At 75.0% G+C, this 3,365-nt stretch carries 4 protein-coding genes; 1 reads left to right on the forward strand and 3 read right to left on the reverse strand.

Features of this window, described 5'->3' with window-relative positions; translation table 11 throughout:
- Positions 1-69: 69 nt before the first annotated feature.
- Together ACWGDE_RS37510 and ACWGDE_RS37515 are read right to left on the reverse strand one after the other, a co-directional pair.
- Positions 70-858 carry an ABC transporter permease gene (locus ACWGDE_RS37510; RefSeq protein WP_453393558.1) on the reverse strand — a complete coding sequence of 263 codons (789 nt, stop codon included), beginning with the start codon at positions 856-858 and terminating at the stop codon, positions 70-72.
- Positions 855-1,853, reverse strand: a complete 999-nt coding sequence (locus ACWGDE_RS37515) for an ATP-binding cassette domain-containing protein (RefSeq protein WP_453393559.1) — start codon at positions 1,851-1,853, stop codon at positions 855-857. The genes ACWGDE_RS37510 and ACWGDE_RS37515 overlap by 4 nt, the downstream gene beginning before the upstream one ends.
- A 72-nt stretch (positions 1,854-1,925) precedes the next feature.
- Between ACWGDE_RS37515 and ACWGDE_RS37520 the strand changes: the two genes are divergently transcribed.
- Positions 1,926-2,651, forward strand: a complete 726-nt coding sequence (locus tag ACWGDE_RS37520) for a TetR/AcrR family transcriptional regulator (RefSeq protein WP_453393560.1) — start codon at positions 1,926-1,928, stop codon at positions 2,649-2,651.
- Between the two features lie 209 nt (positions 2,652-2,860).
- Here ACWGDE_RS37520 and ACWGDE_RS37525 read toward each other — a convergent pair.
- Positions 2,861-3,365: type ISP restriction/modification enzyme (locus ACWGDE_RS37525; protein ID WP_453393561.1), on the reverse strand; the 505-nt coding region annotated here is incomplete at its 5' end.

Consider the following 3,365-nt stretch of genomic DNA (forward strand, 5'->3'; position numbering starts at 1 on the left):
GGTGGAACCCGTCGGCACGGGAGCGGGGCTGCGGGGTTTCCGCCGGCTCGCAGGGCGGCGGACCTCCGCTCAGTCGCGGCCGCGGGCGAACCGGCGCGTGGCCGCCGGTACGAAGAGGGCCAGCAGTACCAGCGACCAGAGCAGCGCTCCGGCGACCGGGTGGGCGGCCGGCCAGGCGGCTCCCGCCGCGGCCTCGCCGCCGGCGTTCCCGCACAGCGAGCGCACGGCGGTGGCGACGGCGCTGATCGGGTTCCACTCCGCGACCGTGCGCAGCCATCCGGGCAGTCCGGCCGTCGGCAGGTAGGCGCTGGAGAGCATCGGCAGGACGAAGGTGGCGCTCCCGAGCTGTCCCGCCGCCTCCTCGCTCTTGCTGAGCAGGCCGAGGTACGTCCCCACCCACGCGGTGGCGAAGCGGAACAGCATCAGCACCCCGAAGGCCGCGGCCGCGCCCGGGAGGCCGTTCTCGGCCCGCCAGCCCATCGCCAGTCCCACCAGCATCAGCGGCACCATCGAGGCGGCGGTGGTCACCAGATCCGCCACCGTCTGCCCGAGCGGCACCGCGGTCCGGCTCATCGGCAGGGTCCGGAAGCGGTCCATCACCCCGCGGTGCGCGTCCTGCGCGGCCGTGAACATGCCCGTCATCAGGCCGTTCGCGGCGGTGGCGGCGAGCAGCCCCGGGACCAGGAACTGCCGGTACTCCGAGCCCGGCATGGCGAGCGCGCTGCCGAAGACGTAGCCGAAGAACAGCAGCATGGTGATCGGCATGGTCTGGGTGAGGATCAGCAGGCCCGGGGCGTGCCGGGCCTTCTGCAGCTGGCGGGTGAGGACGGCGCCTCCGTCGGACAGCAGGGTGCTCATGCCGCGTGCTCCTTGGTCTCGGCGGGGTTCTGGGACGTACGGGGGGCCGGGGCGGTCGGGGTGGTCCCGGTGAGGCGCAGGAACACCTCGTCGAGGGTGGGCGGTCTCAGGCTCGCGTCGGTGACGGCGATCCCGGCCTCGTCGAAGGCGCGGACGATCCGCGGCAGGGTGAGCCCGGGGTCGAGGACGGTCGCACCGACGGTGAGGCGTTCCGGGTCGAGGGCGGGCAGGCCCCCGGTCAGCCGGTCGAGTACGGCGGCCGCGCCCGCCAGGGCCCCGGACCCGGCCACGGATACCTCGGCGTAGGCGCCGATCAGGGACTTGAGCTCGGCCGGGGTCCCGGTGGCGGCGGCCCGGCCCCGGTCCACGACCACGATGTCGTCCGCGAGCCGGTCGGCCTCCTCCAGGTACTGGGTGGTCAGCAGCACGGTCGTGCCCTCCCGCGCGAGGGCGCGTACGGCCGTCCAGATCTGCTCGCGGGCCGCCGGGTCCAGGCCGGTGGTGGGCTCGTCGAGGAACAGCACCCGGGGCCGGGTGACCAGTCCGGCGGCCAGGTCGAGCCGCCGGCGCATGCCGCCCGACCAGGTGCTCGCCACCCGGTCGCGGGCCTCGGTGAGGCCGAACTGCTCCAGCAGTTCGTCGGCGCGCTCCCGAGCGGCACGGCCGCGCAGACCGGCGAGGCGGGCGAACAGCCGGAGGTTCTCGGACCCGGTCAAGTCCCCGTCGACCGAGGCGAATTGGCCGGTCGATCCGATGGCGCGGCGGACGGCGCCCGGGTCCCGGGTGACGTCGTGCCCGGCGACGAGGGCGCGGCCGCCGGTGGGCGCGGTGAGGGTGGTGAGGATCCGGACGGCGGTGGTCTTGCCCGCGCCGTTGGGGCCGAGGAGCCCGCAGATCGTCCCCTCGGGAACGGCGAGATCGAGGCCGCGCAGGGCGTGGACCTCGCCGTAGTTCTTCTCCAGGCGCTCACTAAGTACGGCGTACGTAGTAGTCATGGGTGCACCCTACCCCACTACGTACGCTGTACGTAACTAGGATGGTGAGCAATGTGGACGAGGTGATGAGCGATGACACCCAGCGGCCGCTCCGCTGAACCCGAAGTGATCTGGGCCCGCCCGCCGCGGGCCGGCCGCGGCCCCCGGCCCGCGCACAGCCGCGACTCGATCGCCGCCGAGGCGGTGCGGATCGCCGACGAGGAGGGGATCGAAGCCGTCTCCATGCGGCGCGTGGCGGCCGGGATCGGCGCCGGGACGATGTCCCTGTACAACTACGTGCCCCGCAAGGAGGACCTGTACGAGCTGATGGTCGACACCGTCAGCGGGGAGTACGACCTCACCCCGCCGGCCGGCGACTGGCGGGCCGACCAGCTCGCGCTGGCCCGCCAGACCCGGGGCATCATGCACCGGCACCCCTGGCTGCCCCGGCTGCTGAGCCCGGCCCACGGGTTCGGGCCGAACGCCCTGCGGTACCTGGAGCACAGCCTGGCCTGCCTGGAGCCGCTCGACGCCTCCGGCGGGGAGAAGCTGGAGCTGATCGCCGCCGTCAACGGAACGGTCGCGGCCTTCGTGACGGGCGAGCTGGCCCTCGCCGAGCGGGCCCGCCAGCTCCCCTGGAGCGAGGCCGCCGAACAGCAGGTACGGGCTGCCTGGCTCGGCTCCCGACTGGCGACGGGGGAGTACCCGCTGCTGGCGGGAGTGCTCGCCGGGGCACAGGGAATCCCGGGCGAACTGCCCGACCCGGCCGCGGTGTTCGACCGGTCGGTGTCACGACTGCTGGGCGCCTGGGGGGACTAGGCCGTCTCTTCCGGATCTTGCCTGACCCGCGCCGCCCGGCACCGCACCTCGCCGCGTTGTCGAGGCACCCGAGGACGCCCAGTAATCGGGAGCCTCTCCGCCTTGCGATGCACGGCACCGGACGACGCGGGCTCAACCGGCAAGATCCGAAAGAGACGACCTAGGGCCGACCCCGGGGGGCCGGCCCGGCCCGCCTGGCCGGCCGGGGCTCAGAGGAGGGCGAACTGGCCGCCCGGGCCCTCCTCCTGGTGGTCCAGGACCGAGGCGGGGCGGCGGGACCGCACCGGCGGCGGCAGGATCCCGGCCGTGTGGAGCTCGGAGGCCGCCAATGGCGGACCGGGGTCGAACGCCGCCCGCTCCGGCGCCAGGTCGGCCAGCAGCGCCAGGGTCGTCACCAGGGTCAGCAGTTCCGAGGTCCAGCCCTGCGGCCACTCGGCCGGGCCCAGCGCCTCCAGCCCGTCGGCCTCCGGGTCCCGGTGGGCGAGCCGGGCGCCGAACCACGCCTCCAGGACGCGGACGCCCTGGACCTCGTACTCCCAGGCCCCGGCCGGGACGGGGGAGACGGTCCCGCTCCCGATGCTCAGCGTCTCGCTCTCCGGGTCGTACGAGAGCTCGCGCGGCCGGGCCGGCAGCGCCGAGCGGACGTACGGCCGGCGCCCGCCCGGGAGCCGGGGCGCCTCGCCCCCGCGCGCCCCGCGCAGCCGGACGGAGAGC

It is taken from the genome of Streptomyces sp. NPDC054956, from assembly GCF_053609185.1.

Excerpts from the sequence above, each read along its gene's own strand:
- ACWGDE_RS37515 (WP_453393559.1), bottom strand. The coding sequence starts at position 1,853 with ATGACTACTACGTACGCCGTACTTAGTGAGCGCCTGGAGAAGAACTAC.
- ACWGDE_RS37510 (WP_453393558.1), bottom strand. The coding sequence starts at position 858 with ATGAGCACCCTGCTGTCCGACGGAGGCGCCGTCCTCACCCGCCAGCTG.
- ACWGDE_RS37520 (WP_453393560.1), top strand. The coding sequence starts at position 1,926 with ATGACACCCAGCGGCCGCTCCGCTGAACCCGAAGTGATCTGGGCCCGC.